The organism is Roseomonas sp. CAU 1739, assembly GCF_039839775.1.
Classification (GTDB): domain Bacteria; phylum Pseudomonadota; class Alphaproteobacteria; order Acetobacterales; family Acetobacteraceae; genus Neoroseomonas.
In genome coordinates this window covers 323,758-350,494 of record NZ_JBDOQQ010000003.1, presented here as the reverse complement: position 1 = coordinate 350,494, position 26,737 = coordinate 323,758, and the positions used below count along the sequence as shown (strand labels likewise).

Sequence of the window (26,737 nt, the reverse complement as noted above, 5' to 3'; positions counted from 1 at the left end):
GCCCGCGCTTCCTCACGCCATGCGGAGGCACCAACCCATCAGGGAGGCCGGGCCATGACCCCGGCCCTCGAAGTCGCAGGCCTGACGCTCGACTTCCGCCAGGATGGTCGGTCCCTGCGCGTGCTCGACGGCGTCTCCTTCCGCGTCGAGCCCGGCCGGACGCTGGCCATCGTCGGTGAATCCGGCTGCGGCAAATCCGTCACCGCGCTGGCCGTCATGGGGTTGCTGCCCGCCACGGCCACCATCGGCGGCGCCATCCGCCTGGCCGGACGCGACCTCACCGCCATCAGCGCCGAGGAGCGCCGCCGGCTCCGCGGCGCCGAGATGGCGATGATCTTCCAGGAACCGATGACCAGCCTGAACCCGGCCTTCACCGCCGGCGAGCAGGTCGCCGAAGCCCTCCGCCTCCACCAGCACCTGGATCACGCCGCCGCCTTCGCCGAGGCCACCCGCATGCTCGACCGCGTGCGCATCCCCGACGCAGCCCGCCGCGCCCGCCAATACCCGCACCAACTCTCGGGTGGGATGCGCCAGCGCGTCATGATCGCCATGGCGCTCGCCTGCAAGCCGAAGCTGCTGATCGCCGACGAGCCCACCACGGCGCTCGACGTCACGGTGCAGGCGCAGATCCTCGCCCTGCTCGACGACATGAAGCGCGAGACCGGCACCGCCGTCATCCTCGTCACCCACGACCTCGGGGTCGTCGCCGACCACGCCGACGACGTCGCCGTCATGTATGCCGGCCGCATCGCCGAACAGGCGCCGGCCGCGACGCTGTTCGCCACGCCCGAACACCCCTACACCGCCGGCCTGCTCGGCGCGGCCCCCGGCGAGGGCACCCCGGGCGAACGCCTCGCCAGCATCGACGGCACCGTGCCCGACCTGCGCAATCCGCCGCCAGGCTGCCGCTTCGCACCGCGCTGCCCGTTCACCATCGCACGCTGCACCACCGAGGTGCCGGCGCTGGTCGAAGTCGCGCCCGACCATCGTTCCGCCTGCTGGCGCGCGCCGCTCGACGGTATGTTCGCAGGAAGGGCGGGGGAGGGAACTCCCCCGGACCCCCTCCTTTCTCTGTCTGTCAGCAGGACAGCGCCGGCCACCAGCGTCGGCCCATCCAGCCCATGACTGGACCGCTGCTTCAGATCGACAACCTGGCCAAGAAATTTCCGGTCAGGGACGCACTCGGGCGCCGCGCGGGTGCGGTGCATGCCGTGGACGGGGTCTCACTCGCCGTCACGGAAGGCGAAACGCTGGCCATCGTCGGCGAATCCGGCTGCGGCAAATCCACCCTCGGCCGTCTGATGCTCAACCTCATCACTCCCGACGCCGGCACCGTCCGCTTCGCCGGGCAGGACCTCACCAAGCTCTCCGCCGCCGCGCTGCGTGCCCGCCGCCGCGACATGCAGCTCATCTTCCAAGACCCCTTCGCCAGCCTTGATCCGCGCATGACGGTCGAACAGGCCGTCGCCGAGCCGTTGCGCCTGCACCGCATCGTCCCGCGCAGCGAGGAACGCGCCCGCGTCGCCGACCTGCTCTCCCGCGTCGGCCTGCGCCCCGAACTCGCCCGGCGCTGGCCCCACGAATTCTCCGGCGGACAGCGCCAGCGCATCGCCATCGCCCGGGCGCTCGCCTCCCAGCCGAAACTGATCATCGGGGACGAGCCGGTCAGCGCGCTCGACGTCAGCGTTCAGGCCCAGGTGGTGAACCTGCTGTCCGACCTGATCCGCGATCTCGGCCTGACCTTCGTGCTGATCAGCCATGACCTCGGGGTCGTCCGCCACATCGCCGACCGTGTCGCCGTCATGTATCTCGGCCGCATCGTCGAGCTCGGACCGGCGGCCGAGGTCCTGTCCGCGCCCAAGCACCCCTATACCCGGGCATTGCTCGCCGCCGTTCCCGGCCACGGCACCAAGGCCCCGCCCATCGAGGGCGACGTGCCATCCCCCATCTCGCCCCCGCCGGGCTGCCGCTTCCACACGCGCTGCCCCTTCGTGGAGGATCGCTGCCGCGTTACTGTGCCCGACCTCACCAGGGGCCCGCACGCCGTCGCCTGCCACCTCGACGGCCGCCTGCCGCCGGTGACACCGCGCCCCGACCGCCTGGCCGGTGGCGAAAGGCTGCAGCGCCTGCAATCCTTCTTCCGGGCCCCTGGCCCGCAACCGGGAGTGTCTCAATGAAGACGATGATCCGCGCCGTGCTGGCCGCCGCCGCCCTGCTGGTCCCCACCATCGCCCCCGCCACGGCGCAGAACCTGCGCATCGGCCTGCGCGACGACCCCGACATCCTCGACCCGACCCTGTCGCGCACCTATGTCGGCCGCATCGTCTACATGTCGCTGTGCGACAAGCTGTTCGACATCAACGAACGGCTTGAAGTGGTGCCCCAGCTCGCCACCGGCTTCCGCTGGGAAAACCCGACCAGCCTGATCATCACGCTGCGCGACGGCGTGCGCTTCCATGACGGGGAGGTGATGGACGCCGAGGCGGTGCGCTACTCCATCGACCGCCATCTCACCATGCAGGGCTCCTTCCGCCGCAGCGAGATCTCGGAGGTCGACCGCGTCGAGGTGGTCGATCCGCGCACCGTGCGAATTCTGCTGAAGGCGCCCTCGGCGGCCTTCCTCGCGGCGCTGACCGACCGCGCCGGCATGATCGTCAGCCCCAAGGCGGCCGAGGCGCTGGGGCGGAACTTCGGCACCCGCCCGGTCTGCGCCGGGCCGTTCCGTTTCGTCGAGCGCGTCGCCCAGGAACGCATCGTGGTCGAGCGGTTCCGCGACTACTGGGATGCGGCGAACATCCATTTCGATCGCGTCACATACCTGACCATGCCGGACAACACCGTACGGCTAGCCAACCTGCAATCCGGCGCCATCGAATTCGGCGAGCGGATGGACCCGGGCGACCTGCGCGCCATGCAGGGCAATCGCGCCCTGCGCGCCCAGGCGGTGGACAGCCTCGGCTACCAGGGCATCACCATCAACATCGGCAACGGGGATCGCGCCAATACGCCGCTCGGCCGCGACGCCCGGGTGCGCCGCGCCTTCGAACTCGCCATCGACCGCGCCGCGGTGAACCAGGTCGTCTATGAAGGCATCAACCTGGTCACGCGCCAGCCCTTCCCGCCGGCCTCCCCCTTCCACGTCCGCGACTTCCAGCCCGAGCCGCGCAACGTCGATCTCGCCCGCGCCCTGCTGCGCGAAGCGGGCGTGACCACGCCCTTCCCGGTCGAGATGACGATCCCGAACAACCCTGATCTTCGCCAGGTAGGCGAAGTGCTCCAGGCCATGGTCGCCGAGGCGGGCTTCGCCCTCACGCTGCGCGCGACCGAATTCGCGTCGTCATTGCAGGCGGCGACGCGGGGGGAATTCCAGACCTACCTGATCGGCTGGTCCGGCCGCACCGATCCGGATGGCAATCTGTACACCTTCAGCCGTACCGGCGGCGGCCAGAATGACGGGCGCTATTCCAACCCCGAGGTCGATCGCCTGCTCGATGCCGCCCGCGTCGAACTCGATGTGGAAAAGCGCAAGCAACTCTACGCCCAGGTGCTGCAACTCGCCTTCGGGCAGGATGCCAGCCGCGTCTATCTCTGGCACCCCCGCAACATCATGGCCTACACCGCGCGGCTGACCGGCTATCGGCCGATAGCCGACGGCATGATCCGGCTCCAGGGGATGCGCTTCCAATGAGTCGCGTGGCTGCCGCCGCGTCGCCAAGCACCCAAGCCGCGCATCTGCGCGGCTTGGCTAGCGCGCCGGGCGTGGCTCTTCGTCCGGGCGCGGTCGCGCTCAGCGCTCCCGGATCGCGCCCGCGCGCAATCCGCAGGGCGGGCGCGATGGCGTCCGGGACGTAGGAGCGGGCATGGGCATTTGGCTGCTGCGCCGGATGGGGCAGGTGATCCCCACCCTGTTGATCCTGTCCTTCCTGATCTTCGGGCTGCAGCAGCTCATGCCCGGCGATCCCGCCTTGATCCTGGCCGGCGAGGAGCGCGGCGACCCTGCCGTGCTCGCCCAGATCCGCGCCGAATTGGGTTTGGACAAGCCGGTCTGGCATCAATACCTGCTGTGGATCGGCCGCGTGCTGACCGGGGATTTCGGCTTCTCCTGGCGCATCCGCGTGCCAGTATCGGAACTGATCCTCACCAAGCTGCCAGTCACCTTCCAATTGGCGTCGATGGCCTTCATCATCGCCATCCTGATCGGCGTGCCGCTTGGCATCGTCTCGGCGGTCAAGAAGGACACGCCGGCCGACTGGGCGGCGAATGGCGCGGCGCTGTTCGGCATCTCCACGCCGAATTTCTGGCTCGGCATCATGATGATCCTGCTGTTCAGCGTCGAACTCGGCTGGCTGCCGCCTTCCGGCTACGTTCCGCTGTTCGAGGACCCTGTTCAGTCGCTGGCCACCACCATCATGCCGGCCTTCGTGCTCGGCACCGGCGTTGCCTCGGTGCTGATGCGCCACACACGGGCCGCGATGCTGACGGCGCTGTCGCAGGACTATGTCCGCACCGCCCGTGCGAAGGGCCTGCGTGAGCGCATCGTCGTGTGCAAGCACGCGCTGCGCAACGCGCTGATCCCCGTGGTCACCCTGGGTGCGATCGAATTCGGCCGCCTGCTGGCCGGTGCGGTGCTGACCGAGCAGATCTTCACCATCCCCGGCTTTGGGAAACTCATCGTCGATGCGGTGTTCAACCGCGACTATCCGGTGGTGCAGGGCGTGGTGATGGCGACCGCGCTGATCTTCGTGCTGCTCTCGCTGCTGACGGACCTTCTGTACATGGCGATCAATCCGCGCCTGAGGAATGCCTGATGGCATTCCGCAGGCGCTTGCTCATCTTTGTGCCTCAGATGCCGGCGCCGGCATCCGCCGGCTTGGCTTTCGCGCCGGGCACTGATGCGCTGGAGGCCACGGGCGGGATGGGCGCGGTCGCGCTGTGCACTCCCGGATCGCGGCATTGCCGCGATCCGAAGCGGAAGGGTGGTGGCACAGGCGCGCCGGATGTCATGTGCCGCCGACGCCGGCGCAGGCGTCCGCGCGCCTGGCATTCGCGCTCCGCGCCGTCGCGAATGTTGCCGCAATCCGACTGGCTGCGGTCGCTCCTTGCGCTCCCGGATCGCGGCATGGCTGCGATCCGGAGCGGGAGGGCTGCGGCATGAGCGTCACCGCAACCACCACGATCCCTGTCGGCGAAAGCCCGACGCGCCGCGCGATCAAGCGCTTCCTGCGCCACCGCCTGGCGGTCTTCGGCGCGGTCATCGTGCTGGCCTTCATCCTGGTCGCCATCTTCGCCCCGCTGATCGCGCCCTACGATCCGCTGCAGACTTCCTGGTCGCGCATCCGCAAGCCGCCATCCTGGGACTTCTGGATGGGCACTGATGAGAATGGGCGCGACGTGCTGTCCCGCGTCATCTGGGGCGCGCGCGCCTCGATGATGGCGGGTGTCGTCTCGGTGATGGGCGCCTTGATCGCCGGCGTGCCGCTGGGGCTTCTGGCGGGGCTCGCCGGTGGTTGGGTGGATGCGGTCATCTCGCGCATCGCCGATGCCATGCTGTCCGTGCCTTTCCTGATCCTGGCGATCGCGCTCGCCGCCTTCCTCGGCCCGGCTCTGGAAAACGCGATGCTCGCCATCGCCATCACCGCATCGCCGGTCTTCGTGCGCCTGTCGCGCGGCATGGCGCTGGAGGCAAAATCCACCGATTGGATCGAGGCCGCCCGCGCCCTCGGCAATCCCGCCTGGCGCACCGCCTTCGTCCATGTCCTTCCCAACATTGTCCCGCCCCTGCTGGTGCAGGCGACGCTCGCCATCGCCGAGGCCATCATCGCCGAGGCCGCGCTGTCCTTCCTCGGCCTGGGCCAGCAGCCGCCCAACCCGTCCTGGGGGTCGATGCTGAATTCGTCGCAGCGCTTCCTCACCCAGGCGCCCTGGCTGTCGATCTTCCCCGGCGTTACCATCATGGTCGTGGTCCTCTCCTTCAACCTGATGGGCGACGGCTTGCGCGACGCGCTCGACCCCCGCGCCGAGAAAACATGATCCAACTCCGGCAAGCCCCCGGCACGCTGCCGCGCGGGCGGCGCATCTACGTCATCGGCGATATCCACGGATCCATCGGGAAATTGCGCGACCTGCACGGCCAGATCGCTGCCGACCTGCGCGCGCGGCCCGTCGCCAACGCGCTGTTGCTGCATCTGGGTGACTTCGTCGACAAGGGCGGCGACAGCCGCGCCGTGCTCGACTACCTGATCGAGGAGGACCCGGTGCCCGGCATCGAGGTGCTGAACCTGACCGGCAACCACGAGGAAACCATGCTGGCGGCGCTCGATGGCGACGGCGCTGCGGCGGCCGACTGGCTGTGGGGTGGCGGCCGCGCGACGCTCGACGCCTGGGGGGTGCCCGCCGACGCCCCGCGCGAATCCTGGCTGGAGCACTTCGGTCCGCAACACCTGCGCTTCCTGCGCCGGCTTCACCTGCACCACCAGGAAGGCGGCTACCTTTTTGTCCATGCCGGCATCCGCCCGGGCATCGCGCTGGAAGACCAGTCGCGCGAGGACCTGATCCGCATCCGCCACGACTTCCTGGGATCCGAGCGCGACCACGGCGTCGTCGTCGTCCATGGCCATACGGCGGGCTTCCAGCCCGTGGTGCGCGACAACCGCATCTGCCTCGACACCGCCGCCTGGTCGGGCGGTCCGCTCACCTGCGGGGTATTCGAGGGTGACCGGCTCGGCTTCCTGCAGGCCTGATCAGTTCCGCCGCACGGGCCCAACCTGGGCGGGTCCCGACTGCGGCGCGCGCAGGAACGACAGGTCCATCGCGTAGGGCCCGTTCGGGTCGCCCGGATCGAAGGTGACGGTCACGCTGGTCATGGTCCGCATCTGCGGCACCGGGTCGAAGGGGATGGGCGGGCTCTCGAACAGTCGCTGCACGCCGGATCGCGGGTCGGACCAGCGCGCCTGGAGAATCCAGGCCATCCCGCTCGCCATCGCCTCCCGCCGCAGCCCCGCCAGCGGCACCGCGAAGGTCATCGCACGGCCCCCCGGGCCGGCGTTGGCAAGCGGTGGCATCACCGCCGCCATGCCCGGCCTGGCCACCCGCATCACCGCCGATGCGATCAGCGTCACCACCAGCCCGAAGCCGCCCAGCATGGTGGCGACGAACCAGCTCTCCATGAACCCGGTCATCTGCGCGCGTTCCGGCGCCTCGGGCCGGTAGCGTACGCGGATCGTCTCGCCCACTGTGCAGCAGGGCGGGTTGGACCAGACGCCGCCCTCCGCGCGCTGCAGTTTCCCGCTCGGCAGCGCGAAGGTGAAGACCGGGGCATAGGTGCGCGAGGTGCCGCGGTCGCGGTCGCGGTCGCGGCTGGTGCGCGACATCATCTCCACCACGCGGCCCTCGGTCTCGATGGCGCCGCGGCGGAATTCCACCTCGTGCCAGATGGCGAAGCCGGACCCGCCCAGCAGCGCGAAACCGACCAGCAGCAGCATCCACGGGAGGATGCGCTTCATGCCGCCCGTGCGCCGCCGCGCCTGCCGATCGCGTCCATGCCGGACCCCCCATCGCGTGTCGGCGCAAGCATCGCCGGCCTGCGGCGGATTTTCCAGGGGCGATGCGCGCGCGGCCGGCTCACCCTGCCGGCCCGCCTGGCGCGCGGTCGTCGTCGACCGTCACTCGGCGTCGCCTGGGCATCTGCGGCGCGGGGTCGAAGGGTAGTGGCTCGCTCTCGGGCAGGCGCCCGGGTCCGGAGGGCGAATCCTGCTGCCGCGCCTGCACGATCCAGCGGCGACCCTGCGGCGTTTCCTCCCGGCGCATCCCCACCAGCGGCGCCGGCGCGCGGCTGTTGGTCCTCAGTCTCAGCGGCGGTGGCGGCGTGTCGTTCGCCACGGCGGCACGTCAGCCAGGCTGGCCCCGCTTATGCGCCGCCAGCGCCATCAGCCGCCGGTCCCGCCAGGCCGACCGATCCCCGATGCCCGAGACGTCCAGCGCGCCGCGCCGCGCCTGCGTCACCCGTTCAACCGTTGGCGCGTCATACCGATACGGCGCCTGCTCCTCGGTGATCCCGCCCATCAGCGGCCCGAAGCGCGCGACGTAATCCGCAACACCCCCCGGGGCGTTCAGGTCGATCGTCTCGAACGGCCCCATGAAGGACCAGCGCAGCCCGAGCCCTTCCTTCACGCAGGCATCGACATCCTCGACCGACATCACCCCGTCGCGCACCAGCCGGAACGCCTCCGCCACCAGCGCCGCCTGCAACCGGTTCAGCACGAAGCCGCGCGTCTCCTTCAACGCGACCACCGGCACTTGCCCGACGCCATCCATCAGCGCCCGCGTGCGCGCCACCACCGCCGGGTCGGTCCAGGGCGCACCGACCAACTCGACCAGCGGCACCAGGTAAGGCGGGTTGACCGGATGCGCGACAAGGCAGCGCGAGCGGCCGGCCAACCCTTCCGTGAAGGCACTCGCCGGAATGCCCGAGGTGGATGACGCCAGCACCACATCCGGCCCGCACAGCGCATCGAGCCGCGCGAAGGTCTCCCGCTTCACCTCGACGCGTTCCGGCCCGTTTTCCTGAACATGCGCAGCAGCGGCCAGGCAATCCTCCAGCGCCGCCGTCACTGCCACGCGTGCGGCCACGACATCCGCGGCCTCGCTGATCAACCCCGCCGCATGCAGGTCGGCCAACCGGGCGCGGACCACGCCCATCGCCGCATCGGATGCACCCGGCGCCGGATCCCAGATCCGCACCTCATGCCCCGCGCGGGCGAACACCATCGCCCAGGCGCTGCCGATCAGGCCCGCGCCGACCACCGCAATCCGTTCCATGCACGCCGCCTCCCCGAATGGCGCCTTGAACGCGGCGCCCCCTTGGGCGATCTAAGTCCGCGTGAGCGCACATCGCAACGCACCCTTTGCCGCCCCACCGACCACGCCGCCGCCGCTGGGGGCGCGCATGCTTGGTTTCTTCCTGTTGGGCGGCACCATGTGGATCGCCGGGCTGCTCGCGCTGTTCCGCGCCGTCTTCGCGCTGGTGCCGTCGTGATCTCCGCCTTCTGGCGGCGCTGGCTGCTGCCCTTCACTGTCCTGCCGCTGCTGCCGGCGACGATCGTCAACCTCTTCGCCGGGCGCGAATGGGCGCTGCTCGGCTGCCTGCTCGGCATCGGCCTGCCGATGGGCGCGACCTGGCTGATGCGCCGCGGCCGGGCAGGCGATGCGCAATTTGCGGCTGGAGCCATGGGGGCCGCCGCCGCGCTGGTCGCCTTCCTGGCCGCGGAGGCCGGGCCGGTCGCCGCGCTGCTGCTCGGCGCCGGGGCCTGGGGCGGCACCAGCCTGCTTTATGCCGGCGTGGCCGAGGCGCCACCACCGCCACCGCCGGCCGAACCCGCCCCGCCCGGCCCGCTGGACGACGCTCGCGCCCGCCTCGTCGCGGTCATCGAGGCCGCCCGGCGCGCCGGCGAACCGCGCCTGATCCCCGTCGCCGTCGCCATCGGTGTCGTGCTCGACGAATTCGAACGTCGCCCCGAACGGCTGGCCGAGGCGCGCCGCTTCCTCGGCGTGAACCTCGACGGGCTTGAACGCATCGCAGGGCGATTGTCGGCCGGCGCCGAACCGCCCCCCGGGTTGCCGGCCTTGCTGCGCGACATGGAGGAAGCCGCCCGCGACCTGCGCACCCGCCTGCGCGAACAGGAAAGCGCGGCGCTGGCCGTTCAAGTCAAAGTGCTCGGCGACCGCCTGCGCCAGGAGGGCTACGGTTGATGCCGAACAATGCCAGCTGCGCCCATCTGTGATTTCATGGCGATTGTTGTGAACCGACACTGGGAGATGACGCCGATGATCCGCCGTTCAGCCATCCTGTTCGCCCTCGCGGTCGCGGCCTGCGCCCCCCAGGGCCCGCCGCCGACCCTGCCCGGCGCGTCCGATGCCATGGTCGGGCGCGACCCGATCGTCGCGGTGGGCCAACAGGTCGTCGGCTTCTTCCGCGCCCCGCAGGCCAACCAACCGGCCGAGGCCGCACGCGCCATCGCCGAACTTGAATGGCTGGCGGATACGATGCCGCGTAACCCACGCTGGCAGACCGCGAGCGCCACCGGACTGAACGACCTGGCCCAGGCCCGCTGGGAAGCCCGCCGCGCCCTCGGCATTCCGCAGAACGCGCCGGCCCAGGGGGTGATCAACGGCCTGTCCGCCGCCTCCGGCGCCATCGCGGCCAACAACCAGACCGCGCTCGCCGCGGCTCTGCCGCGCGGCATCTTCACCCTCGGTCCGGCCGCGACGGTGCAGAAGCTGTCGGAACCGCCCTCGGTGCCAAGCGTGATGCAGGCCGCCTGGGCGCTGTCGGGCGGGGCCAGCCCGGGGAACCGTCGCTGACGACCACGATCCGGCCCGAATGGCAGGCGAGCATCAGGGCATGCGCAAGGTCCTGATGCTGCCGCCACTGCTGCTCGCCCTCGCGGGTTGCGTCGTCGTCCAACCCGTTGCCGTGCCCATCCCCATCACGCCGGTCTGCGAGGACCCGGGCGCCGGCGCCGCCTATGGCGCAGCCCTCGGGGCGGGGATCGGCGCGCTCGCAGGGTCCGCCAGCGCGGATGCCGGGCGCGGCGCGTTGATCGGGGCAGGGGTTGGGGCACTCGCCGGCGCGGCGGTCGGGACGCAGCCCTGCGCGGCGATGCCGTGAGGAAAGGTTGGAGGGGCTTTGCCCCTCCAAACCACCCCACCAAAGGCTTAAGGCCTTTGGAAACCGATACTTGGCGATTGGTATTGCGATTTAACGTGAAAGTGTGGGGCGTTTCTGGGGCGGGCCGGGATGTTCGACGGCGCCGCGGGCTGTGTTTCGTCCCCTTGGCGGCAGGCTCTGCCAGGCGGCGGTCCCATGCGCCGCTGGCCTTTGGCGGGTCGGCCTGGAAAGGCGGCGCACTATTGGCGCGACGATCGGAGGGCTGGCATCCGTCCCGGCAACTTGGCCAGGGACCGGCAGGCCCCTGGAGTACGGGGCGCTTGGTGATCGGCATGCGCCGTCGCGCTTGTCGGCGCCGCTGGCCCGAATGGCGCCGCATCCGCTGTCCGGACTCGCGTTGCCCGACGCCATATCCATGGTTTCCAAAGGCGCTGCGCCCTTGGTTGGGGGAGCCCTTCTCCGGGGTTCGGTCGCGGTACGCCGGCGCGGTCCATGCAACGCTGCCGCCCCGTGCGCCATGCGCCGCGTCGTGATCCTCATTGGCCTGCTCCTCGCCGTTCCGCTGCTGCTCGGCGGCGCCCTCTGGGCCGGCCAGGAACGCCTGGTCTTCCGGCCCGACGGCCGTATCATCGCGGCAGCCTCGCCCTGGTCGCGCGAGACAATCCGTGCCGCCGATGGCCTCGACCTCGCCTTCCTCGTTACGCCCGGCGCCCCGGGTCGGCCGGTCCTGCTGCATTTCCACGGCAATGGCGGCAATGCCGAGGATCGCAGCGATCTCATGATATTGCTCAATAATATCGGGTATAGCGTTGTTCTTGCAGAATATCGTGGCTATGGCGGCAACCCTGGACGGCCCTCCGATGCCGCCTTCGCCGTCGATGCGGTGACGTTGCTCGCCTGGACCCGCGCGCGGTTTCCCGAGGCCCCCGTGGTGCTATGGGGCGAGAGCCTCGGCACTGGCGTCGCAGCGCGCCTAGCCGAGGGCCACAATGATATCGCGGCCCTGGTGCTCGAGAGCCCCTTCACCTCGGTCGCCGACCTCGCTGCGGGCGCCTATCCCTGGCTGCCCACGCGCTGGCTGCTGCGCCACCCCTTCGAGGTGCTGGGCCGCATGCCGCGGATTTCCGCGCCCGTGCTGGTGGTGGCCAGCGAGGGTGACCGGCTGACCCCGGCGGTGCAGGCCGCCCGCGTGGCCGCCGCGGCCCCCGCCGCCAGGCTGGTGGTGCTGCCCGGCGACCGCCATCCGGCGGTGCTGAACGACGGCAGCGGGCAGGGGGTGCGGGCGGTGCTCGGCTTTCTGGCGGGGCTGCGCGGCTAGGGACGTCTCCGTTCGCGCCGGCCCAGGGCATCGTCTCCAGAGCAGGATCCGTTCGCTCTCGCTCACGCCTCCTGCTCTATGCCTTTGTTTGATCGTGTGATTCACGCCTCCGGTGAGTCCACCTGCGGCGATCACGCTCTAATCCATTGTTTTCGCGTCTATCTTCACCCCATCAGGTGCTTCGACCTGATCGGGATCTGATCCAAGGCCCATCACAATTCGGATGCGGGCCCTGGAACAGATTGCTGGCGCGAGGCATCGTTCGGTTCGCCAAACAATACGGGCATCGTCAAGGCCGTCTTGAAGAAAGCGGTGAGACAAGGGTGTCCGCGTATCAGTGCCACGTCACGCCTGTCCGGATGGAGACCACCATGCACCGTCATCTCGCTCTGCTGCTGCTTTTCGGCACGGTGGCCTGCGCGCCGCAGGCGCCGACGCCGACCTTGCCAGGCAGCTTGGCGCCCGGCGCGGCCGCCGGTGACCCAGTGGTTCCTGTCGGGATCGACATGGCTTCCTTCTTCCGCAACCCGCAACCCAACCGGCCGGCGGACGCCGCCCGCGCCATCGCCGACCTCGAATGGCTGGCCGACAGCCTGCCCCGCAACCCGCGCTGGCAGAATGCCAGCAGCGTCGGGCTGAACGGCCTGCAGCAGGCGCGGTGGGAAGCCCGCACCGCCCTCGGCATTCCGCGCAGCGCGTCGGGGCAGGCGGTCATCAATGGCCTGGCCGCGGCGGCACGGGCGATCGAGGCAAACGACCAGGCAGCGCTCGGCCGTGCCCTGCCGCGCAATGTCTTCCCACTGGACCCGCAGGAGACAGTGCGGCGGCTGTCGGCGCCTCCGGCGGTGCGCGATGCGGTGCCGGCCTATCAGTCGATCGCATCCGATCCGAACCAGGGTGCGGTGCACTGAGGCGGGGTCACGCCTTCAAAGGAACTGGATAGCGCCGAATGGCCGGAGGGGGCCCACCCCTCCAGGCCGCCCTGGCAAGGCCCTTCGGGTCTTTGGACGCGAATTGCCGGCGCGCCGCGCCGTCAGCCTGTGACCTCGATGACATAGACGGTCACCCGGTACTGGCCGCCATCGTGATTCACCAGGATCTGCTCGCGCTCGAAAGCCAGCATGCGCTGGGAAAGCCAGTGGTCCATGCCCAGGGTCGCTTCCTCCGACCACACGATGGCGACGGCATAGGCGCTGGCGGCCTGGAAATCAGCCTTCCGGTTGCTCGCGGCAAGCTGGACGACATCGTCGTGCACGATCTGCCAGCCCTTGTGATCCATCGTCACGCGGCCAAGCTTCGCAGTGTGAAAGAGCGATTCCACCTTCAGCTCGATGCATGTGAGGGCCCCGCTGGAACAGCAGATGAGGAAATCCACCGCCTCCAGTGGATTGACGTAGATGTACTGCTCGCGCTGCACCCAGGATGTGTTCGGAAGGGTCTTGTAGATATCGTCCAACTCGACCTGGACCCAGCCCTCGGCACCGCCCTTGGTGAGAGCGCCGCCCATCAGCTTGTTGTTGCCCTCATTCTGCGCCTTGAGCAGGAGCCCCAGCGTCCATCCCATGATCTGCTTCGATGTCGTGCACATGCGCGGCTCTCCTCGGGTTGGCCACGAACGGGATGGTGCTTTTCGGGACGAAACGAGACGGCTCCGTTCTTTTCGATCTCGATCCTTTCCCTAAACCCAGTCGGCCCTCGCTGCAACCATTACGCGATGTTTGTTCTTCCTGATACACCTCCAGGTTCCGGGCCACAGGAGGTTTTCGGCCCGTCGTGGGAGGAAGCGACGAGGCGAAGTGCTCCGGCTCGCGGCCTCGCTTCACCTTGACCGCGGGTGTTCCCCTTGGTCACCTTCCGCCCCACTATCCAGCACCGGAGGAAGCACCATGCGCGCCTGGGCCGTCATCGAAACCGGAAAGCCGCTCAAGGAAATCGAATTGCCGACGCCCGAGCCCACCGGGAAGCAGGTGCTGCTCGAAATCACCCATGCCGGCGTCTGCCATTCCGACCTGCATATCTGGGAAGGCGAATACGACCTCGGTTCGCGGGGCAAGATGCGCCTGACCGACCGCGGCGTGGTGCTGCCGCTGGCGATGGGCCACGAGATTGTCGGCAAGGTGCTGAAATGGGGCCCCGAGGCCAATGCGGCGGGCCTCAAGGTCGGCGACCACATGATCGTCTTCCCCTGGGTCGGCTGCGGTAAATGCGCCGAATGCCTGGCCGATGAGGACAATATGTGCCGGGTGAAGCCGGCTTCCCTCGGCGTTTACCAGAATGGTGGCTACGCCACGCATGTGGTGGCCCCGGAGCCGCGCCACCTGGTGCCGCTCGGCAATCTGGACCCCTCGCTCGCCGCCACCTACGCCTGCTCGGGCATCACGGTGTTCAGCGCCATCAACAAGGTCATGCCGATGCCGGCCGACGAACCGATCGTGCTGGTCGGCGCCGGCGGACTCGGGCTGAACGCCATCGCGGTGCTGAAGGCGAAGGGACACAAGCGCATCGTCGTGGTCGATGTGGCCCAATCCAAGCTTGATGCGGCGAAGAAGGAAGGTGCGACCGACACGGTGCTCGCCGACGGTCCCGACACCGCCAAGCGCATCGTCGACGCCGCCGGCGGCCAGGTTGGCGCGATCGTCGACCTGGTGAATGGCACGGATACCGCCCGCTTCGCCTTCGACTCGCTGCGCAAGGGCGGCAAGCTGGTGCAGGTCGGGCTATTCGGCGGCGAGATGAACATTCCGCTGCCGCTGATGCCGATCCGCGCCCTGACCATCCAGGGCAGCTATGTCGGCAACGTGAAGGAGCTTCGGGAACTCGTGACGATCGCCCAATCGGGCGCGCTGCCAGCCATCCCGATCACCAACATGCCGCTGAACCAGGCCGATGCGGCGTTGAACCGGCTGAAGGATGGCAAGGTTGTCGGCCGCATCGTGCTGACGGCCAGCGCCGCGTGAGATGACCGCCGTCCGGGTGGCGCGGGCGGTGCCGTCTTGTCGGCGCGAAGATTGGAGGGGCTCTGCCCCTCCAAGCCACCCCGCCAGGGGGCAACGGCCCCCTGGACCGCGGGTCATTGGCGCGGGGTACGTCGGGTTGTCTTGACCCGGCTCGGAGGCGGTAGAGCAGATCCCGATCGGGTGGCATCACCTGATCGGGTGAAGATGCTTAAAAGAACAAAAGGCCAGAGCCGCCAAGGCGAATGGAAGTGCCTCCAGACGTAGGTCTGGGTTGGCTCAGCCCAGGCGGGGGCGATGTGAGGCGAAAGCTCCCGGGAATTGGGCTGACCTTGATCCCCGATCTTCGGCGCGATGGACTGGACGCGCCATGGAATCGCCCGGACCTTGTCGGGCAGCACTCCGCATAACGCCGCCTCTCACGCCTTGCCCGCCCGGCACCAGAATCCCGCATTCCAAAGGCCCGTTGGCCTTTGGTGGGGGTGGTTCGGAGGGGGCAAGGCCCCCTCCGCCGCTTGCGCGGCCCGCGTGACTCAGCCGATCGGATATGCCCCGCCCGTTACCGGATCCTGCGTCGGGTCGGCTGTCGCCGCGATGGCGTGGCGTGCCCGCTCGCCCTCCTCCGGCGCGCCATGCAACTGGTCCGGTGGCGCGGAGCCCTGCGGATAGGCGCCGACGACCAGCAGTGCGCCCTCCGCACCCAGGTTGCGATGCCCGGTGCCAGCCGGCAGCACCAGCACATCGCCGGCAGCGAGATCCAACTGCACGCCGGCCTCGCCGCCGAGCTGCACCCGCACCGCGCCGTCCACGATGGCCAGCGCCTCATGGGCGTTCGAGTGATAGTGGTGCCAATCGAAGATGCCGTTGCGCCAGGCAGGTCGCCAGCCATGCTGGCGGAACAGCGCCTCGGCCGCCGCGGGGTCGCCGGGAGTGACGGCGCCGCGGTGCAGAAGCACCGGCAGGCGCGGGTTGTTCGGGATCGCGCACCCGTCCGGGAGGAAGATCAACTCCGCTCCGTCCTTGCGGTGCTCGTGCATGTCGCGGCGCCCTTGTTGGGTGGAAGGCTGTTCCCCATCATGCGGCATCGGGACGAAAGGCTCCACACATGACCGACATCACGCCGTTGCGCGATTTCATCCGCGACATGACCAGCCTTGCCAATGAAGGCGCCGGCGAATCCCGCTGGCTGACCGAAGGTGCTGCGCTGCTGCGTCGACTGGTCGCGACCGATTCCTGGCTGCCGGAAGCCTGCGCCGAGGCCGGGCCGCGCTATCGCCAGTACCTGCTGCATTGCGACCCTCTGGAGCGCTTCTGCGTCGTGTCCTTCGTCTGGGGGCCAGGGCAGAGGACGCCGATTCACAACCACACCGTCTGGGGCCTGGTCGGTATGCTGCGCGGGGAGGAAGTGTCCACCGAGATGCGCGCGGGCAGCCCGATGCAGCCCGGCCAGGTCGACCGGCTGCGGGCAGGGGAGGTGGTGGCCGTCAGCGCCGACACCTACGACATCCATGTGGTGGAGAACGCGCTGGCCGACCGCGTCAGCATCAGCATCCACGTCTATGGCGGAAATATTGGCGCGATCGCGCGGGCGGTCTTCGACGCGCAGACCGGCGCGACGAAGCGCTTCGTGTCCGGCTACGATAACGCCACGGTGCCGAACCTGTGGGACCGGAGCAAGGAGATGGCGGCCGCGTGACCACCGGCGCCCCGCACAGCGAAAGGGCCGCCCCTCGCGGGACGGCCCTTGGAGGCTGCGGTGTTTCGCGCCGGTTCAGCGGCGGGTGTTGCGCCCGTAGGGGGCGGCCTGGGCCACTTCCTCAAGCCCGAGGGCGGCGGCCTGGGCCGCGCCGCCCTGAAGGCGGTTGCTGGCGAACATCGCACCGCCGGAGGTGTCCGGCCGGTTGTGGATGAAGCCCGCGATCGGATAGGTGCGGCCGTAGTTCTCGTTGCTGTAGCCGACCTGCACGCGGACCTGCGACCAGTCGTTGTTCGGCGATGCATCGACCACCGACACACCGCGCATGATGGAGCCGCGGCGGATGCCCGGGCCACCCCAATTGGCGTGGTGGATCAGCACTTCGCGGGAGGAGACGACGCGTTCGACCACCGCGACGTGGCCGGCACGCATGCCGCCAGAGCTCGGGAACACCATGACGGAGCCGGCTTCGGGACGGTTGCTGCGGGCGTAGAGGCCGGCGGCGTTATAGAACCACTGCCCGCCATTCCCGCTGATCGCCATGCCGGTCGCCTGACGTGCATAGGGCACGCAGGAAATGCCGCCGCCATAACCACCAGCATAAGCGGCGCGCCCACCGCCGCGCCGGGCGCTGCCGCCGTGCGAGACGACCGCGGTCCGGGACGCCACTGCGCCATGGCGCTGGGACGCGCCACGCTGGGTCGGGTTGACGCTGGCCTGCCGTGTCGGGGTGGCGGTGCTGCGGCTTGCGGAGGCTGGTGCGGCGGTGCGTGTCGCCGGTTTCGCGGCGCGGTTGTCTGGCACCCTGGCTTCGGCGTCCTGCACCGGAATTCCAAGCCCACCCAACAGGATCGCCAAGGCGATCGCAGCCCCCGTTGCTTTCATATGCCCCAACTGCCCCCTGGTTACGCCGGCACGAGCGCTTCGGCCCGTGCTGAAATCTTGGGTAACAATGGGATTCCGGTGCCGCAACCCGGAGGTTGCGTGATCCGCATTACTTTGCGTGATTTCCACGGAGCGATACCGCCCGGGGCAGTAGAACCGGACAACATTCCTTTGAATGCGACCGAAAATGGACCGAGCCACAGTGTGGTGGCCCAAAAACAACAACGCCCGGCGAGATTGCCGGGCGTTGCCGCTAGAGTCGATGAAACATTTCCTGGCCGACATCCGGCCGGGCCGCAGCGTTCAGCGGCAGGCGGTGACCATGATCTCAACCAGGTGGCGAGGATCGGCCATGTTCGCCTCGACGCAGGCGCGGGCCGGGGCCTGGCCTTCGGCCAGCCACGGCGTCCAGATCTCGTTCATCGCGCCGCGATCGGCGATGTGCTTCACCCAGATCGTCGCCGTCAGCAGGCGGGTCTTGTCGGTGCCGTTGGCTTCCAGCGCGGCGTCGATCTTCGCCAGCACTTCAGCCGTCTGGCCCTTGATGTCCTTGGACAGGTCGTCGGCGGTCATGCCCGCGAGGTAGACGAAGTTGTGGTACTCGACCGAGGACGAAAGAATCTTGTTGGTGCCCTGGCGGGTGATCTTGCTCATGCCGGCCGCTCCTTGAGGTTTTGCGCCATTGGCGCAGACGCGATGACGCGCCTGAGGCGCGGGGCGGTTCTAGAACAGGATTCGCGGGGCGGGAATGACCCCTCCATCGACCGCCGTGTGCGGCCGATGGAGGGGCTATGCTGGGCCTCAGGTGCCGGCGCACGCATCCGCGTGCTTGGCTTGCGCGCCGTGCACTGTCGCGCCGCGGTTGGCTGTTGGTTTGGGCGCGGTCGCGCCTTGCGCTCCCGGATCGCGGCGGCGCCGCAATCCGAAAGGGAGGAGGCTGCGGGCGCTGGGTGGACTTCAGCGGCCGCCCATCAGCCGGTGCATGCCGCCGCAGAGCGGGCAGCGCGCGCCGGTGGCCAGCGGCAGGATGTCCTGCAGGGCCTCGCAGGCAATGAAACTGCTGCCGGGATCGCCGCAATTGCGTCCGGTCGGCGGGGGTACCGCGACCGTCGTGGCCTGGCCGGCCGCACGCGGCAGTGCGACCAACGGCAGCATCGCCAGCGGCAGCAAGCGGCGCGAGACCATGGTGTCACTCCTCTAACCGTGCGGGAAGCCTAGCCGAATACTCGCGTCATCGGAATGAATCGATTCGCAAATTCGCGTCACGCGACACGATAGGTGCTGCCCGACGCCGCTGCACCGATCATCGCCTCATATACAGCAACACCGTGGATCGCGTCCTCCACCGGCAACGGATAGGCCGGTCCGCCGGCGACCGCTGCGGCGAAGGCGGCCAGTTCCGCGGCCTCGATGTCGGTCGGCGGGAAGGTCCGTGTCTCCGGCGTGCCGTCGCGTCGGCAGACCGTCAGCGATTCATGGCCGTGCAGCACGGCCCAGGCGTCGGTGCCGAACAGCCCGACGCGCCAGAGGCGCGGGGCCAACGCGAGGGTCGCGAAATTCGCCGTCGCCCCGCTCTCGAAGCGGAACAGCCCGGCGGTCGTGTCGTCCAGGCCATTATCCAGCACGCGGGCGTGGGACTGCACGGTCACCTCGGCGATGCGGCCCGCCAGGTTGATGAACATGTCCACCATATGGATGCCCATCCCCCCCATGCCACCCAACGGGCTTTCCGAGCGATCCGCCCGCCACATCCCCGGCGTATAGGCGACCGCGCCCGGCCCGCTGAACTGGCCTTCGACATGCAGCAGCGTTCCCAGGCGCCCATCGGCGAGCATCGCCTTCATCTCGGCGATGGCAGGCAGGAAGCGGCGGTTGTGACCCAGCGCCATCACCACGCCGGCCGCCCGGCAGGCCGCCACCGCCGCCTCGGCCGAGGCCTTGGTCATGGTGAAGGGCTTCTCGATGAACACATGCTTGCCGGCGCGCGCGGCCGCGATCACCTGGTCCGCATGCATCTTGTGGGGTGACGCGATGGCGACGGCCTTCACCGCGGGGTCGGCGAGCACGGCGGCGAAGTCCGGCAGGATGCGGATGCCCTGGCGCGCGGCCCATTCCGCCGCGCGTTCCGGGCGACCGGTGCAGCCCGCGACGAAGCGCAGCCCGGCGTCATTCTTGCCCTGCACGCTGTCCACCAGCGTTTGGCCCCAGCGGCCCATGCCCACGATCGCGGTGTCGAGCATCGTCATTCCTCAGCGGTTGGCATGGTCGGGCGGCGGACCTTCGAGCACTGCCGCGATGCGGTCGAGCCGCGCCATCCCCCAGGCCACGACCAGCAGGGACAGAACGACCGCGACCAGCGTCGGCCAGCGCAGGCCGAACATCTCGCCCCCCGCGCCAAGCAGCAAGGCCCCCATGGCCGGGCAGGCGCGGGTGATCAGGCCCCACAGGCTCAGCACCCGCCCGCGCATGGCGGGGTCCGACGCGCTCTGCGCCAGCGTCTGCGCGCTGATGCCGTGCACCGAACCGGCGGCCCCCATCAGCATCGCGCAGGCGACGCCAACGACGAACCAGTCCGTGGCGACGAACCCCGCGGTCGAAAGCGCCAGCGCGCCAACCGCCAGCACGGCGAGCCGCGTGGTGCCCGCCAGCTTGCCGCGCGCGGCGACCGCCAACCCGGCGACCAGCGCACCCACCCCGAAGGCGGCGGTTAGCACCGCCAGGGATTCCGCGCCGCGGCCAAACACCCGTTCGACATAAGGGGGGAGGATCTCCTGCACGCCGCGCAGCAGCAGCGCCGAGACGGCGGCGAAGCCGAGAATGGGCCCGAGCCCTGGATGGCGCGCGACATAGCGCAGCCCATCGATCATCTCGGCGAACAGTGACGCCGTCGCGGCATGGCCGCGCCGCGCCGAGGCCTCGACCACCAGCATCGGCGTGGTCGCGGTGGCGAACAGATAGGCGAGCGCGTTGCAGGCCACGGCCGGCCAGACCCCGGCGACGGCGATGATCGGCCCGGCCAAGGCGGGGCCGATGAAGCGCGCGACGTTGAAGGTCAGCGAATTCAGCGCCACCGCCGCCGGCAGGTCGGCCGTCGGCACCAGCCCTGGCATCAGCGACTGCCGGGCAGGCTGGGCGAAGGAGGACAGCACGCCGCCCACCACCTCGAACACCAGCAGCACGCCGATCGTCATGTTGCCGGTGGCCACCAGCGCGGCGATCAGCGCGGCGTTAACGCCGATCGCCGCCTGGCTGAACATCGTCATGCGAAGCCGGTCGGCGCGGTCGGCGACAGCGCCCGCCAGCGGGGAGACGATCACCGCCGGCGCCAGGTCGCAGAACGCCACCACGCCAACCCAGAAGGCGCTGCCGGTCAGCTCCCAGGCGAGCCAGGAGATCGCGATGCGATGCATCCACAGCCCGGTCCAGGCCGTCAGCGAGGCGCCGAAGAAGATCTTCGCATTGCGATGCGACAGCGCGCGCGTGAGCGTCGATAGCGAGGCCATGGCGCGGCAGGCCGCGCCGTCAGTTCGCCCTGCGGCCGCGCGTCGTGCTGGCGGGAGCCGACGGATCCACCGGCTGCGGCCCGGCCTGCGCCGCGCGGATGCATTCGCGGGTCAGCTCCTCGCGCTGGGACCGGCGGTTATAGGCATCGGACTGCACCCGCAGGGTCGGGATGTTGTTGGTGGCGTCCGTCATGAACATCGCATCGTCGTCGCGCGCGGCCTGGCCGCGGTCGCGGAACAGCACGGTGCGTTCGGCCTCGGCCTCGCAACGCTGGCGCAGGTTGCTGTCCTGGCCGGCGCCGGCGGTGGCGGCGCGCATCGAGGTCGGCGCATTCGCATTGGCGCAGGCGCCGAGCAGCAAGGCGGCAAGGACGGCGAGCCTGGGGGCCTGGCGGTTCATGCGGACGCTCCGGAAGGAATCGGGCGCGACAATAGGCGCCTCAGCCCGGTTTCGTCGAACCGCGCCGCCGCGTCCAGGGGCATCGCCGCCGCGGCGCGGAGCAGTTCCGGATGCAGTTCGATCCCTTGCGGCGTCATCGCATACAAGCCCATCAGCCAGCGCGCCCGCGACATCACCTCGACCAGCGCCAACAGCCGCAGGCACAGCGACAGGCCGCCCAGCGTGCCGAGGTCGTGGACGGCATCCACCGCCTCCGCCCAGCAGGCGGCATCGGCATCGGCCAGCAGCATCTCCTGCGGGGTGCCATCCTGCCGGCGGAACACCAGCCGGCGCGGCGGGCCCCAGCGTTCGGCGGCCGCGGCATCGCGGGCACGGTCCCAGGCGGATTCGAGGTCGCGCGGGGCGACAGGGGGCAGGGTTTCGGGCGGCAGGGGGACGGCATAGGCGAGCACGCCGTCCGGGCTGCGCGCGACCCGGATGGAGGAAGGCATCGGCGCAATGTGGCGTGGGCAGGTGCCAGGCACCAGGGCGAGAAAGGACCCGAAAACAGCGGCGACGCCCGAAGGCGTCGCCAAGGTGTCAGATATTCCGACACTGCCCCCCAGGCAGAACGTCAGACCGCCTGGCGGCGGCGCCGTGCGGCAAAGCCCAGGCCGGCCAGCGCGGCTCCAAACAGCGCGAGGGAGGTAGGCTCGGGAACCGGGGTACCCGTCGTGCCCGGAGTTCCCGTAACGGTCCGGGTTGACCACGCCTGCGCGCCGGTGTTCCGCCCATCGGTGAGATCGGCCGAGAAGAAGTAGCCGCCAGCATTCGCCACGAAATCGGTGGTGTCGAGACCGCCGGCGCGGCTCAGGGTGAACAACAGATCACCGTAATATGCGGCGCCTGACCCGTTCCCGGCGCTGCTGTCGATCGCCACGCCAAACGTACCGTAGGGCGTGTTGTCGCCGCCGCCGGTGTTCAGGCTGAGGACGCCAGAGGCATAGATGCCGTTTGCCGGCGTCGTGAAGGCAATAGTCGGCGTGCCGGCGCCAGACAGGTTGAAGGCGAACGGGGTGTGAGGCCCGCCGGTGTTGAGGAAGCCATAGCCCGCCAGCAGATCAACGTTGACGTCCACGCTCGTGTTGTTCTGCGTCAGGGTGATCACGCCGACATTGGTCGGCTGCGTGCCGGCGCTGATGCTGAACGTATAGCTCGGGCCCGCCATGGCCGAAGTGGCGGAAAGAGCGAGTGCTGCAGCGGCGACTGCCGAGATCTGAAGCCGGTTCATGCGGATAACATCCTTCATTCTGCGGGCGTTCTGTATGCCTCGTAAACTGAAAGAGCACGGATCGTGCCAGAGGCGACACCGTGAGTAATTGTTCTTTCTATCAATGGTTTAGAAAGAGGCTCCGAAAGCCTCGGGCGCCGCACGCAGGGCAACCGTAAAATGCGCCGACAGTTCCGCGGGCCTCCTGCCGGACGGCGTCATTTTGCCACCGCGCCCGCTCCCCGGAATGGTAAGCATGCAGAACTTCGGGATGCATTCGACCGGCCGGGTGCGCGCATTTGGATGGGCGTGAGGTCGGAGCCGTCAACTGCGGCAGGCTCGAGACTTTGCCAGCCTCACCGAAAGACGCTCGGCCCGCGCCGGGGCTGGAAGCACGCCGTCGCTGAGCGATCGCCTACGGCGTCGCCCTGTCGCGGCCTGTGGGAACCAACCGGTGCGATGTCGAGGCGGTTGCGTGAGCGTTTGAGCACGCACGCCATCCGGGCTGCGGGCGGCGTGAATTGCGAGGGTGTGCCGGGAGAAGCGCACCCATGGGTGGCAGGGTGCAAACGATGACGAATTCTGAAAGCATCGCCGAAGTGCCGGGAATTCCGATAGTGGCTCGCGGGGTCGGCGTTCAGACCGGCGCGACGGCGCCGCGAAACCAAACCAAGGCCCGTAAGGCCAATGCCGAATAGAACCATAGATATCCGGCTCGGGCACCGGGGGCATCTGTCCGCTGGACGATGGCTGTACTGCAACACGTCCTTTGGCCCGCTGTCAGAGAACGACAAGGCCAACGCAGCTTCCGCCTGACCAATCCAGCCGCCACAGCCGAATCCCCCGGCGACGCCCCGCCGGCACAGCTCAGAGATCCGGGACGCGCAGCATTTCCATTCTGCCTGCTACGCGCCCCTCACATCGACCTCTGCCGCCCGCCCTACTCCGGTGATGAGACGTGCAGATGCCGAAGCGGCATGAGCGGCATCGCTATCCCGACGTCATTCACGCGTCCCGCCGCCGCCGGCGAAGGACCATGCCCAAGCCGAGCAAGCCCGTCCCGAGCAAGGCAATGGCGGCCGGCTCCGGCACTGACCTTGGCCCACCCGATGGCCCTCCCGGTCCGTTCGCGGTGAAGCCGGTGGCGAAGAATTCCGTGCAAGGGCTCGGAGGGATGCATTGCCCGATATGCGCCGCTGCGAGGTTGCCGCTCGCATTGTTGGTGAGCACGACGGAATCGCTCGCCCAGGTCCCGCTGGAGTTCGTCAGCGTGAAGCTGATGGCGCTCGAACGGTTCGTGAAGCCGTCCGTTGTGTCGACGCGGTTCGAGAAGGTCCCGAACCCGTCCATGTTACCGCTGCCGGTAGCGGTGTAGCAGTCGTTGCCTCCGGTGGGGCACGACGCCCCGGGCAAGGCATTGCCGATGATGGCGCTGATGATCGCGGTGCCGTTCGCGTTCACGCCGACGCTGTCAGTGCCAAGGAACCAGTAACCGCCGGCGGTATTCGACGTGAAGGCGATATTCGCGTGGGTCGCATCGGTCAGGGTCACGGAGACGCTGCCGAAGGGCCCGGCCCCCGGCACGCCGCCATTCGTGGCGCTCAGCGGGTAGATGAAGGAGGCCATCGCGGGCGCCGCAGAGGCAAGGACAATGACTGCGACCGCACTGGCACCTGCGAGTTCGCGGAGTCTCTTCGAGATTGTGGCGCGCATCGGTTGTTCTCCACATTCTGCGTTGCCCGGGGCTACGCCCCACGCTGCGTACTCGCAGCTTCCTTATTAATAGCAGTTTTCGTGCCAAACTCTAAGTGACTGATATACTAAAACATAAGTACAATCGAAGGCATGGAAGCCCAGGGCTGTAAATCAGGCTGACACGCTTTCGTTACGGAAACCGAGCGGTGCGACTGCCGGCACCTTGTCCGACGAAGCGGAAGCCAAGAGTGTGCTGGTTCACATTCATTCGCCCATCCCGCTCTAACCCATTGTTTGGTTGCGTGATTCAGACCAACGCCCCATCGCATGGAGCGCTGGTATTCTGCCATTCCTGCCCTCAGACGCCGGGCGCAGACCTACCGGTTTACCTGGCTTCGCCGGACAGCCGGCGGGCCGCATTCGCGGCCTGGGCCCGAGTCATACGCTCGGGCCGCTGGTATCAGACCTCCGGTGCGTTCGCACATGCGACCATCATGCTCTGGCCATCCTACCGTCCTTTCGGCGCCCCTTGACGCCTTCGCCGCGAAGGTCAGGCTCCGATCATGACCGACACCGCCGACCTCACCGCCTCGGAAGCCCTCGCCGCGATCCGCGCCGGGCGCCTGACCGCCACCGACTACCGCGACGCCTGCATCGACCGCATCGCGGCACGGGAAAAGACGATCCACGCCTTCGCCTGGTTCGACCCGGACCGGGTGCGTCGATCGGCGCCGGTGGACGGCCCGCTTGCCGGCATGCCCATCGGCGTGAAGGACGTGATCGATACCGCCGACATGCCGTCCCAATACGGATCTCCGATCTGGGCGGGGCACCGGCCGCGCTCGGATGCCGCCTGCGTGGCCGCCGCGCGCGCCGCCGGGGCGCTGGTGATCGGCAAGACCGTGACGACCGAATTCGCCACCCGCCACCCGGGGCCGACCGCCAATCCGGTCAATCCGAAGCACACGCCGGGCGGTTCATCCTCCGGCTCGGCGGCCGGGGTGGGGGCGGGGTTCTTCCCGATCGCCTTCGGTACCCAGACGGCAGGCAGTATCGTCCGCCCGGCGGCCTATTGCGGCGTGGTCGGCTTCAAGCCGTCCTATGGCATCATGCATCGCGCCGGCATGAAGGTGATGAGCGAGAGCCTGGACACGATCGGCGTGATGGCGCGCTCGGTCGCCGATTGCGCGCTGGCGATGTCGGGGATGACCGGGCTCGATTTCGGCAGCCCCGAGGCGAAGGCGCCGCGCGCTCCGCGCCTCGCATTGGTGATGGGCCCGACCGCCGACCAGGCAGCCCCGGAGACGGTGTCGCTGATGGAACGTGCCGCCGAGGCCTGCCGCCGCGCCGGGGCGACCGTCACGCCGCTGACCTTGCCGCCGATCTTCGACGCGGCCCTGGCCGCCCATCCCTATGTGATGAACATGGAATCGGCCGAGGCGCTTGGCTGGGAGATGGCCCATGCCCGCGGCCGGCTCTCCCCGGTGCTGCGGGAGAGGATGGAATGGGGCGCCGCCCAGCCGCGCCAGCACCTGGTCGAAGGGCGTATCGCTTTCGCCGCCGCCCGCGCCGCCTTCCCCGCCGCCATCGAAGGCTACGACGCCGTGCTGACCCCGGCCGCACCGGGCGAGGCGCCGGAGGGCCTCGGTTGGACCGGCGACCCGACCTTCAACAGCCTGTGGACGTTGCTGCATGGCCCCTGCATGACAGTGCCGGCCGGCAGCGGGCCGAAGGGTCTGCCGCTCGGGGTGCAGCTGGCCGGGCGAATCGGCGAGGACGCCGCGCTGCTCGGCTGGGCGGCCTGGGTCCGGGCGGCGCTGTAGCAGGCCCGCTGGTCCGATCGGGGCATCGTGGCGCGCTTCGGGCACGGCCCGATGAGGCCGCGTCACTTGATCGGGTGACGATGCCCGGCAAAGCAGGAACGTGCAGACGCGCCGTGAGCCGGCGCGAATGGAAGCGGCCTCAGCACCCGTGCAGCCGCCGGCACGACAGGTATTGCTGGAAGCAGCGCTGCATGCACCCCGCCCGGTCGGTGGGCGTGAAGGCGGGCGCGGCCGGGTTCATGCTCCACATCGGCGGGCAGGCGACCTGGCAGGCGCCCTGCTGCGCGAGGCACGCATTGGCGAGCGGAGCAGCGCAGCGCGGCGCCGGGTCGGCCGGCATCGCCCCGAGCGGCGGCGGCTGGTTCATCGGCGCGCCGAGCGGCGGCGGCTTGGTCGTCGGCAGGCCTTGCGCCAGCGCGGGGGTGGCCAGCAGCAATGCCAGCAGCATCAGGACGCGGTGCATCGCGCAAACCTCGGATCGGGCGGCAACGCGCGGCAGGGTCGCGGCGCGGCGGCGGCGTGGTCAATCACGTCTGCCGCACGGGATG

Annotated in this window: 30 protein-coding genes; 15 read left to right on the top strand and 15 right to left on the bottom strand. The window is 69.3% G+C overall.

Annotated features, from left to right (window positions below; translation table 11 throughout):
* Positions 1-54 precede the first annotated feature (54 nt).
* The 6 genes from AAFN86_RS07795 to AAFN86_RS07770 all read left to right on the top strand — a co-directional run bounded on the left by AAFN86_RS07795 (position 55) and on the right by AAFN86_RS07770 (position 6,740).
* Complete coding sequence (locus tag AAFN86_RS07795) at positions 55-1,125, top strand: ABC transporter ATP-binding protein (RefSeq protein WP_347542721.1); 1,071 nt, start codon at positions 55-57, stop codon at positions 1,123-1,125.
* Positions 1,122-2,177 carry an oligopeptide/dipeptide ABC transporter ATP-binding protein gene (locus AAFN86_RS07790; RefSeq protein WP_347542720.1) on the top strand — a complete coding sequence of 352 codons (1,056 nt, stop codon included), beginning with the start codon at positions 1,122-1,124 and terminating at the stop codon, positions 2,175-2,177. The genes AAFN86_RS07795 and AAFN86_RS07790 overlap by 4 nt, the downstream gene beginning before the upstream one ends.
* Positions 2,174-3,688: an ABC transporter substrate-binding protein gene (locus tag AAFN86_RS07785; RefSeq protein WP_347542719.1), complete on the top strand. Its 1,515-nt coding sequence runs from the start codon at positions 2,174-2,176 to the stop codon at positions 3,686-3,688. The genes AAFN86_RS07790 and AAFN86_RS07785 overlap by 4 nt, the downstream gene beginning before the upstream one ends.
* A 172-nt stretch (positions 3,689-3,860) precedes the next feature.
* A complete protein-coding gene (locus AAFN86_RS07780) occupies positions 3,861-4,808 on the top strand; it encodes an ABC transporter permease (RefSeq protein WP_347542718.1) in 948 nt (315 codons plus the stop codon).
* 343 nt (positions 4,809-5,151) lie between these two features.
* Positions 5,152-6,030 carry an ABC transporter permease gene (locus AAFN86_RS07775; protein WP_347542717.1) on the top strand — a complete coding sequence of 293 codons (879 nt, stop codon included), beginning with the start codon at positions 5,152-5,154 and terminating at the stop codon, positions 6,028-6,030.
* On the top strand, positions 6,027-6,740 hold the full coding sequence (locus AAFN86_RS07770; protein ID WP_347542716.1) for a metallophosphoesterase: 714 nt from the start codon (positions 6,027-6,029) through the stop codon (positions 6,738-6,740). The genes AAFN86_RS07775 and AAFN86_RS07770 overlap by 4 nt, the downstream gene beginning before the upstream one ends.
* Here the strand turns inward: AAFN86_RS07770 and AAFN86_RS07765 are convergent, their stop codons facing one another.
* The 3 genes from AAFN86_RS07765 to AAFN86_RS07755 form a co-directional block, all read right to left on the bottom strand.
* Positions 6,741-7,502: a DUF3592 domain-containing protein gene (locus AAFN86_RS07765; RefSeq protein ID WP_347542715.1), complete on the bottom strand. Its 762-nt coding sequence runs from the start codon at positions 7,500-7,502 to the stop codon at positions 6,741-6,743.
* 118 nt (positions 7,503-7,620) lie between these two features.
* Positions 7,621-7,878 (bottom strand): hypothetical protein, encoded by a 258-nt coding sequence (locus AAFN86_RS07760; RefSeq protein ID WP_347542714.1) that lies wholly within the window; start codon positions 7,876-7,878, stop codon positions 7,621-7,623.
* Between the two features lie 9 nt (positions 7,879-7,887).
* On the bottom strand, positions 7,888-8,817 hold the full coding sequence (locus AAFN86_RS07755; RefSeq protein WP_347542713.1) for a 3-hydroxyacyl-CoA dehydrogenase: 930 nt from the start codon (positions 8,815-8,817) through the stop codon (positions 7,888-7,890).
* Positions 8,818-8,878: 61 nt separating this feature from the next.
* On the opposite strand from AAFN86_RS07755, the gene AAFN86_RS07750 reads away from it, so the two are divergent.
* The 6 genes from AAFN86_RS07750 to AAFN86_RS07725 all read left to right on the top strand — a co-directional run bounded on the left by AAFN86_RS07750 (position 8,879) and on the right by AAFN86_RS07725 (position 12,895).
* On the top strand, positions 8,879-9,034 hold the full coding sequence (locus AAFN86_RS07750; RefSeq protein ID WP_347542712.1) for a hypothetical protein: 156 nt from the start codon (positions 8,879-8,881) through the stop codon (positions 9,032-9,034).
* Positions 9,031-9,747, top strand: a complete 717-nt coding sequence (locus tag AAFN86_RS07745) for a hypothetical protein (RefSeq protein ID WP_347542711.1) — start codon at positions 9,031-9,033, stop codon at positions 9,745-9,747. The genes AAFN86_RS07750 and AAFN86_RS07745 overlap by 4 nt, the downstream gene beginning before the upstream one ends.
* Before the next feature lie 75 nt (positions 9,748-9,822).
* Positions 9,823-10,359, top strand: coding sequence for a hypothetical protein (locus AAFN86_RS07740; protein WP_347542710.1), 537 nt, complete (start codon positions 9,823-9,825; stop codon positions 10,357-10,359).
* A gap of 40 nt (positions 10,360-10,399) precedes the next feature.
* Positions 10,400-10,666, top strand: a complete 267-nt coding sequence (locus AAFN86_RS07735) for a YMGG-like glycine zipper-containing protein (protein ID WP_347542709.1) — start codon at positions 10,400-10,402, stop codon at positions 10,664-10,666.
* Between the two features lie 529 nt (positions 10,667-11,195).
* Positions 11,196-11,984 (top strand): alpha/beta fold hydrolase, encoded by a 789-nt coding sequence (locus tag AAFN86_RS07730; protein WP_347542708.1) that lies wholly within the window; start codon positions 11,196-11,198, stop codon positions 11,982-11,984.
* 371 nt (positions 11,985-12,355) lie between these two features.
* Positions 12,356-12,895: a hypothetical protein gene (locus tag AAFN86_RS07725; RefSeq protein ID WP_347542707.1), complete on the top strand. Its 540-nt coding sequence runs from the start codon at positions 12,356-12,358 to the stop codon at positions 12,893-12,895.
* Positions 12,896-13,017: 122 nt separating this feature from the next.
* Here the strand turns inward: AAFN86_RS07725 and AAFN86_RS07720 are convergent, their stop codons facing one another.
* Positions 13,018-13,572 (bottom strand): hypothetical protein, encoded by a 555-nt coding sequence (locus AAFN86_RS07720; protein WP_347542706.1) that lies wholly within the window; start codon positions 13,570-13,572, stop codon positions 13,018-13,020.
* Positions 13,573-13,870: 298 nt separating this feature from the next.
* Between AAFN86_RS07720 and AAFN86_RS07715 the strand changes: the two genes are divergently transcribed.
* Positions 13,871-14,941, top strand: a complete 1,071-nt coding sequence (locus AAFN86_RS07715) for an alcohol dehydrogenase (protein ID WP_347542705.1) — start codon at positions 13,871-13,873, stop codon at positions 14,939-14,941.
* 530 nt (positions 14,942-15,471) lie between these two features.
* On the opposite strand, the gene AAFN86_RS07710 is transcribed toward AAFN86_RS07715, so the two are convergent.
* Complete coding sequence (locus tag AAFN86_RS07710; RefSeq protein WP_347542704.1) at positions 15,472-15,975, bottom strand: cupin domain-containing protein; 504 nt, start codon at positions 15,973-15,975, stop codon at positions 15,472-15,474.
* A gap of 68 nt (positions 15,976-16,043) precedes the next feature.
* Between AAFN86_RS07710 and AAFN86_RS07705 the strand changes: the two genes are divergently transcribed.
* A complete protein-coding gene (locus AAFN86_RS07705) occupies positions 16,044-16,634 on the top strand; it encodes a cysteine dioxygenase (protein ID WP_347542703.1) in 591 nt (196 codons plus the stop codon).
* A 75-nt stretch (positions 16,635-16,709) separates the two neighbouring features.
* Here the strand turns inward: AAFN86_RS07705 and AAFN86_RS07700 are convergent, their stop codons facing one another.
* The 9 genes from AAFN86_RS07700 to AAFN86_RS07660 all read right to left on the bottom strand — a co-directional run bounded on the left by AAFN86_RS07700 (position 16,710) and on the right by AAFN86_RS07660 (position 24,384).
* Positions 16,710-17,519: a CHAP domain-containing protein gene (locus tag AAFN86_RS07700; protein WP_347542702.1), complete on the bottom strand. Its 810-nt coding sequence runs from the start codon at positions 17,517-17,519 to the stop codon at positions 16,710-16,712.
* A gap of 303 nt (positions 17,520-17,822) precedes the next feature.
* Positions 17,823-18,173: a RidA family protein gene (locus AAFN86_RS07695; protein WP_347542701.1), complete on the bottom strand. Its 351-nt coding sequence runs from the start codon at positions 18,171-18,173 to the stop codon at positions 17,823-17,825.
* A 303-nt stretch (positions 18,174-18,476) separates the two neighbouring features.
* A complete protein-coding gene (locus AAFN86_RS07690; protein ID WP_347542700.1) occupies positions 18,477-18,704 on the bottom strand; it encodes a hypothetical protein in 228 nt (75 codons plus the stop codon).
* A 77-nt stretch (positions 18,705-18,781) separates the two neighbouring features.
* Positions 18,782-19,759 (bottom strand): Gfo/Idh/MocA family oxidoreductase, encoded by a 978-nt coding sequence (locus AAFN86_RS07685; RefSeq protein ID WP_347542699.1) that lies wholly within the window; start codon positions 19,757-19,759, stop codon positions 18,782-18,784.
* A gap of 9 nt (positions 19,760-19,768) precedes the next feature.
* The gene (locus tag AAFN86_RS07680) at positions 19,769-21,022 is read right to left on the bottom strand and encodes an MFS transporter (protein WP_347542698.1); all 1,254 of its coding nucleotides are present in this window, start codon (positions 21,020-21,022) and stop codon (positions 19,769-19,771) included.
* A gap of 19 nt (positions 21,023-21,041) precedes the next feature.
* Positions 21,042-21,422 carry a hypothetical protein gene (locus AAFN86_RS07675; RefSeq protein WP_347542697.1) on the bottom strand — a complete coding sequence of 127 codons (381 nt, stop codon included), beginning with the start codon at positions 21,420-21,422 and terminating at the stop codon, positions 21,042-21,044.
* Positions 21,419-21,997 carry a hypothetical protein gene (locus tag AAFN86_RS07670; RefSeq protein WP_347542696.1) on the bottom strand — a complete coding sequence of 193 codons (579 nt, stop codon included), beginning with the start codon at positions 21,995-21,997 and terminating at the stop codon, positions 21,419-21,421. Before AAFN86_RS07670 ends, AAFN86_RS07675 begins: the two co-directional genes overlap by 4 nt.
* 38 nt (positions 21,998-22,035) lie before the next feature.
* Positions 22,036-22,692 (bottom strand): PEP-CTERM sorting domain-containing protein, encoded by a 657-nt coding sequence (locus AAFN86_RS07665; protein ID WP_347542695.1) that lies wholly within the window; start codon positions 22,690-22,692, stop codon positions 22,036-22,038.
* Between the two features lie 984 nt (positions 22,693-23,676).
* Positions 23,677-24,384, bottom strand: coding sequence for a PEP-CTERM sorting domain-containing protein (locus tag AAFN86_RS07660; protein ID WP_347542694.1), 708 nt, complete (start codon positions 24,382-24,384; stop codon positions 23,677-23,679).
* A 545-nt stretch (positions 24,385-24,929) separates the two neighbouring features.
* Between AAFN86_RS07660 and AAFN86_RS07655 the strand changes: the two genes are divergently transcribed.
* On the top strand, positions 24,930-26,189 hold the full coding sequence (locus tag AAFN86_RS07655; protein WP_347542693.1) for an amidase: 1,260 nt from the start codon (positions 24,930-24,932) through the stop codon (positions 26,187-26,189).
* A gap of 139 nt (positions 26,190-26,328) precedes the next feature.
* On the opposite strand, the gene AAFN86_RS07650 is transcribed toward AAFN86_RS07655, so the two are convergent.
* On the bottom strand, positions 26,329-26,652 hold the full coding sequence (locus AAFN86_RS07650) for a hypothetical protein (RefSeq protein WP_347542692.1): 324 nt from the start codon (positions 26,650-26,652) through the stop codon (positions 26,329-26,331).
* Positions 26,653-26,737 lie beyond the last annotated feature (85 nt).

What these genes read in the sequence shown, in the direction of transcription:
- AAFN86_RS07795 (WP_347542721.1), top strand. Translation starts at nt 55, where the DNA reads ATGACCCCGGCCCTCGAAGTCGCAGGCCTGACGCTCGACTTCCGCCAG.
- AAFN86_RS07790 (WP_347542720.1), top strand. Translation starts at nt 1,122, where the DNA reads ATGACTGGACCGCTGCTTCAGATCGACAACCTGGCCAAGAAATTTCCG.
- AAFN86_RS07785 (WP_347542719.1), top strand. Translation starts at nt 2,174, where the DNA reads ATGAAGACGATGATCCGCGCCGTGCTGGCCGCCGCCGCCCTGCTGGTC.
- AAFN86_RS07780 (WP_347542718.1), top strand. Translation starts at nt 3,861, where the DNA reads ATGGGCATTTGGCTGCTGCGCCGGATGGGGCAGGTGATCCCCACCCTG.
- AAFN86_RS07775 (WP_347542717.1), top strand. Translation starts at nt 5,152, where the DNA reads ATGAGCGTCACCGCAACCACCACGATCCCTGTCGGCGAAAGCCCGACG.
- AAFN86_RS07770 (WP_347542716.1), top strand. Translation starts at nt 6,027, where the DNA reads ATGATCCAACTCCGGCAAGCCCCCGGCACGCTGCCGCGCGGGCGGCGC.
- AAFN86_RS07765 (WP_347542715.1), bottom strand. Translation starts at nt 7,502, where the DNA reads ATGAAGCGCATCCTCCCGTGGATGCTGCTGCTGGTCGGTTTCGCGCTG.
- AAFN86_RS07755 (WP_347542713.1), bottom strand. Translation starts at nt 8,817, where the DNA reads ATGGAACGGATTGCGGTGGTCGGCGCGGGCCTGATCGGCAGCGCCTGG.
- AAFN86_RS07740 (WP_347542710.1), top strand. Translation starts at nt 9,823, where the DNA reads ATGATCCGCCGTTCAGCCATCCTGTTCGCCCTCGCGGTCGCGGCCTGC.
- AAFN86_RS07735 (WP_347542709.1), top strand. Translation starts at nt 10,400, where the DNA reads ATGCGCAAGGTCCTGATGCTGCCGCCACTGCTGCTCGCCCTCGCGGGT.
- AAFN86_RS07725 (WP_347542707.1), top strand. Translation starts at nt 12,356, where the DNA reads ATGCACCGTCATCTCGCTCTGCTGCTGCTTTTCGGCACGGTGGCCTGC.
- AAFN86_RS07720 (WP_347542706.1), bottom strand. Translation starts at nt 13,572, where the DNA reads ATGTGCACGACATCGAAGCAGATCATGGGATGGACGCTGGGGCTCCTG.
- AAFN86_RS07715 (WP_347542705.1), top strand. Translation starts at nt 13,871, where the DNA reads ATGCGCGCCTGGGCCGTCATCGAAACCGGAAAGCCGCTCAAGGAAATC.
- AAFN86_RS07710 (WP_347542704.1), bottom strand. Translation starts at nt 15,975, where the DNA reads ATGCACGAGCACCGCAAGGACGGAGCGGAGTTGATCTTCCTCCCGGAC.
- AAFN86_RS07705 (WP_347542703.1), top strand. Translation starts at nt 16,044, where the DNA reads ATGACCGACATCACGCCGTTGCGCGATTTCATCCGCGACATGACCAGC.
- AAFN86_RS07700 (WP_347542702.1), bottom strand. Translation starts at nt 17,519, where the DNA reads ATGAAAGCAACGGGGGCTGCGATCGCCTTGGCGATCCTGTTGGGTGGG.
- AAFN86_RS07695 (WP_347542701.1), bottom strand. Translation starts at nt 18,173, where the DNA reads ATGAGCAAGATCACCCGCCAGGGCACCAACAAGATTCTTTCGTCCTCG.
- AAFN86_RS07690 (WP_347542700.1), bottom strand. Translation starts at nt 18,704, where the DNA reads ATGGTCTCGCGCCGCTTGCTGCCGCTGGCGATGCTGCCGTTGGTCGCA.
- AAFN86_RS07685 (WP_347542699.1), bottom strand. Translation starts at nt 19,759, where the DNA reads ATGCTCGACACCGCGATCGTGGGCATGGGCCGCTGGGGCCAAACGCTG.
- AAFN86_RS07680 (WP_347542698.1), bottom strand. Translation starts at nt 21,022, where the DNA reads ATGGCCTCGCTATCGACGCTCACGCGCGCGCTGTCGCATCGCAATGCG.
- AAFN86_RS07675 (WP_347542697.1), bottom strand. Translation starts at nt 21,422, where the DNA reads ATGAACCGCCAGGCCCCCAGGCTCGCCGTCCTTGCCGCCTTGCTGCTC.
- AAFN86_RS07665 (WP_347542695.1), bottom strand. Translation starts at nt 22,692, where the DNA reads ATGAACCGGCTTCAGATCTCGGCAGTCGCCGCTGCAGCACTCGCTCTT.
- AAFN86_RS07660 (WP_347542694.1), bottom strand. Translation starts at nt 24,384, where the DNA reads ATGCGCGCCACAATCTCGAAGAGACTCCGCGAACTCGCAGGTGCCAGT.
- AAFN86_RS07655 (WP_347542693.1), top strand. Translation starts at nt 24,930, where the DNA reads ATGACCGACACCGCCGACCTCACCGCCTCGGAAGCCCTCGCCGCGATC.
- AAFN86_RS07650 (WP_347542692.1), bottom strand. Translation starts at nt 26,652, where the DNA reads ATGCACCGCGTCCTGATGCTGCTGGCATTGCTGCTGGCCACCCCCGCG.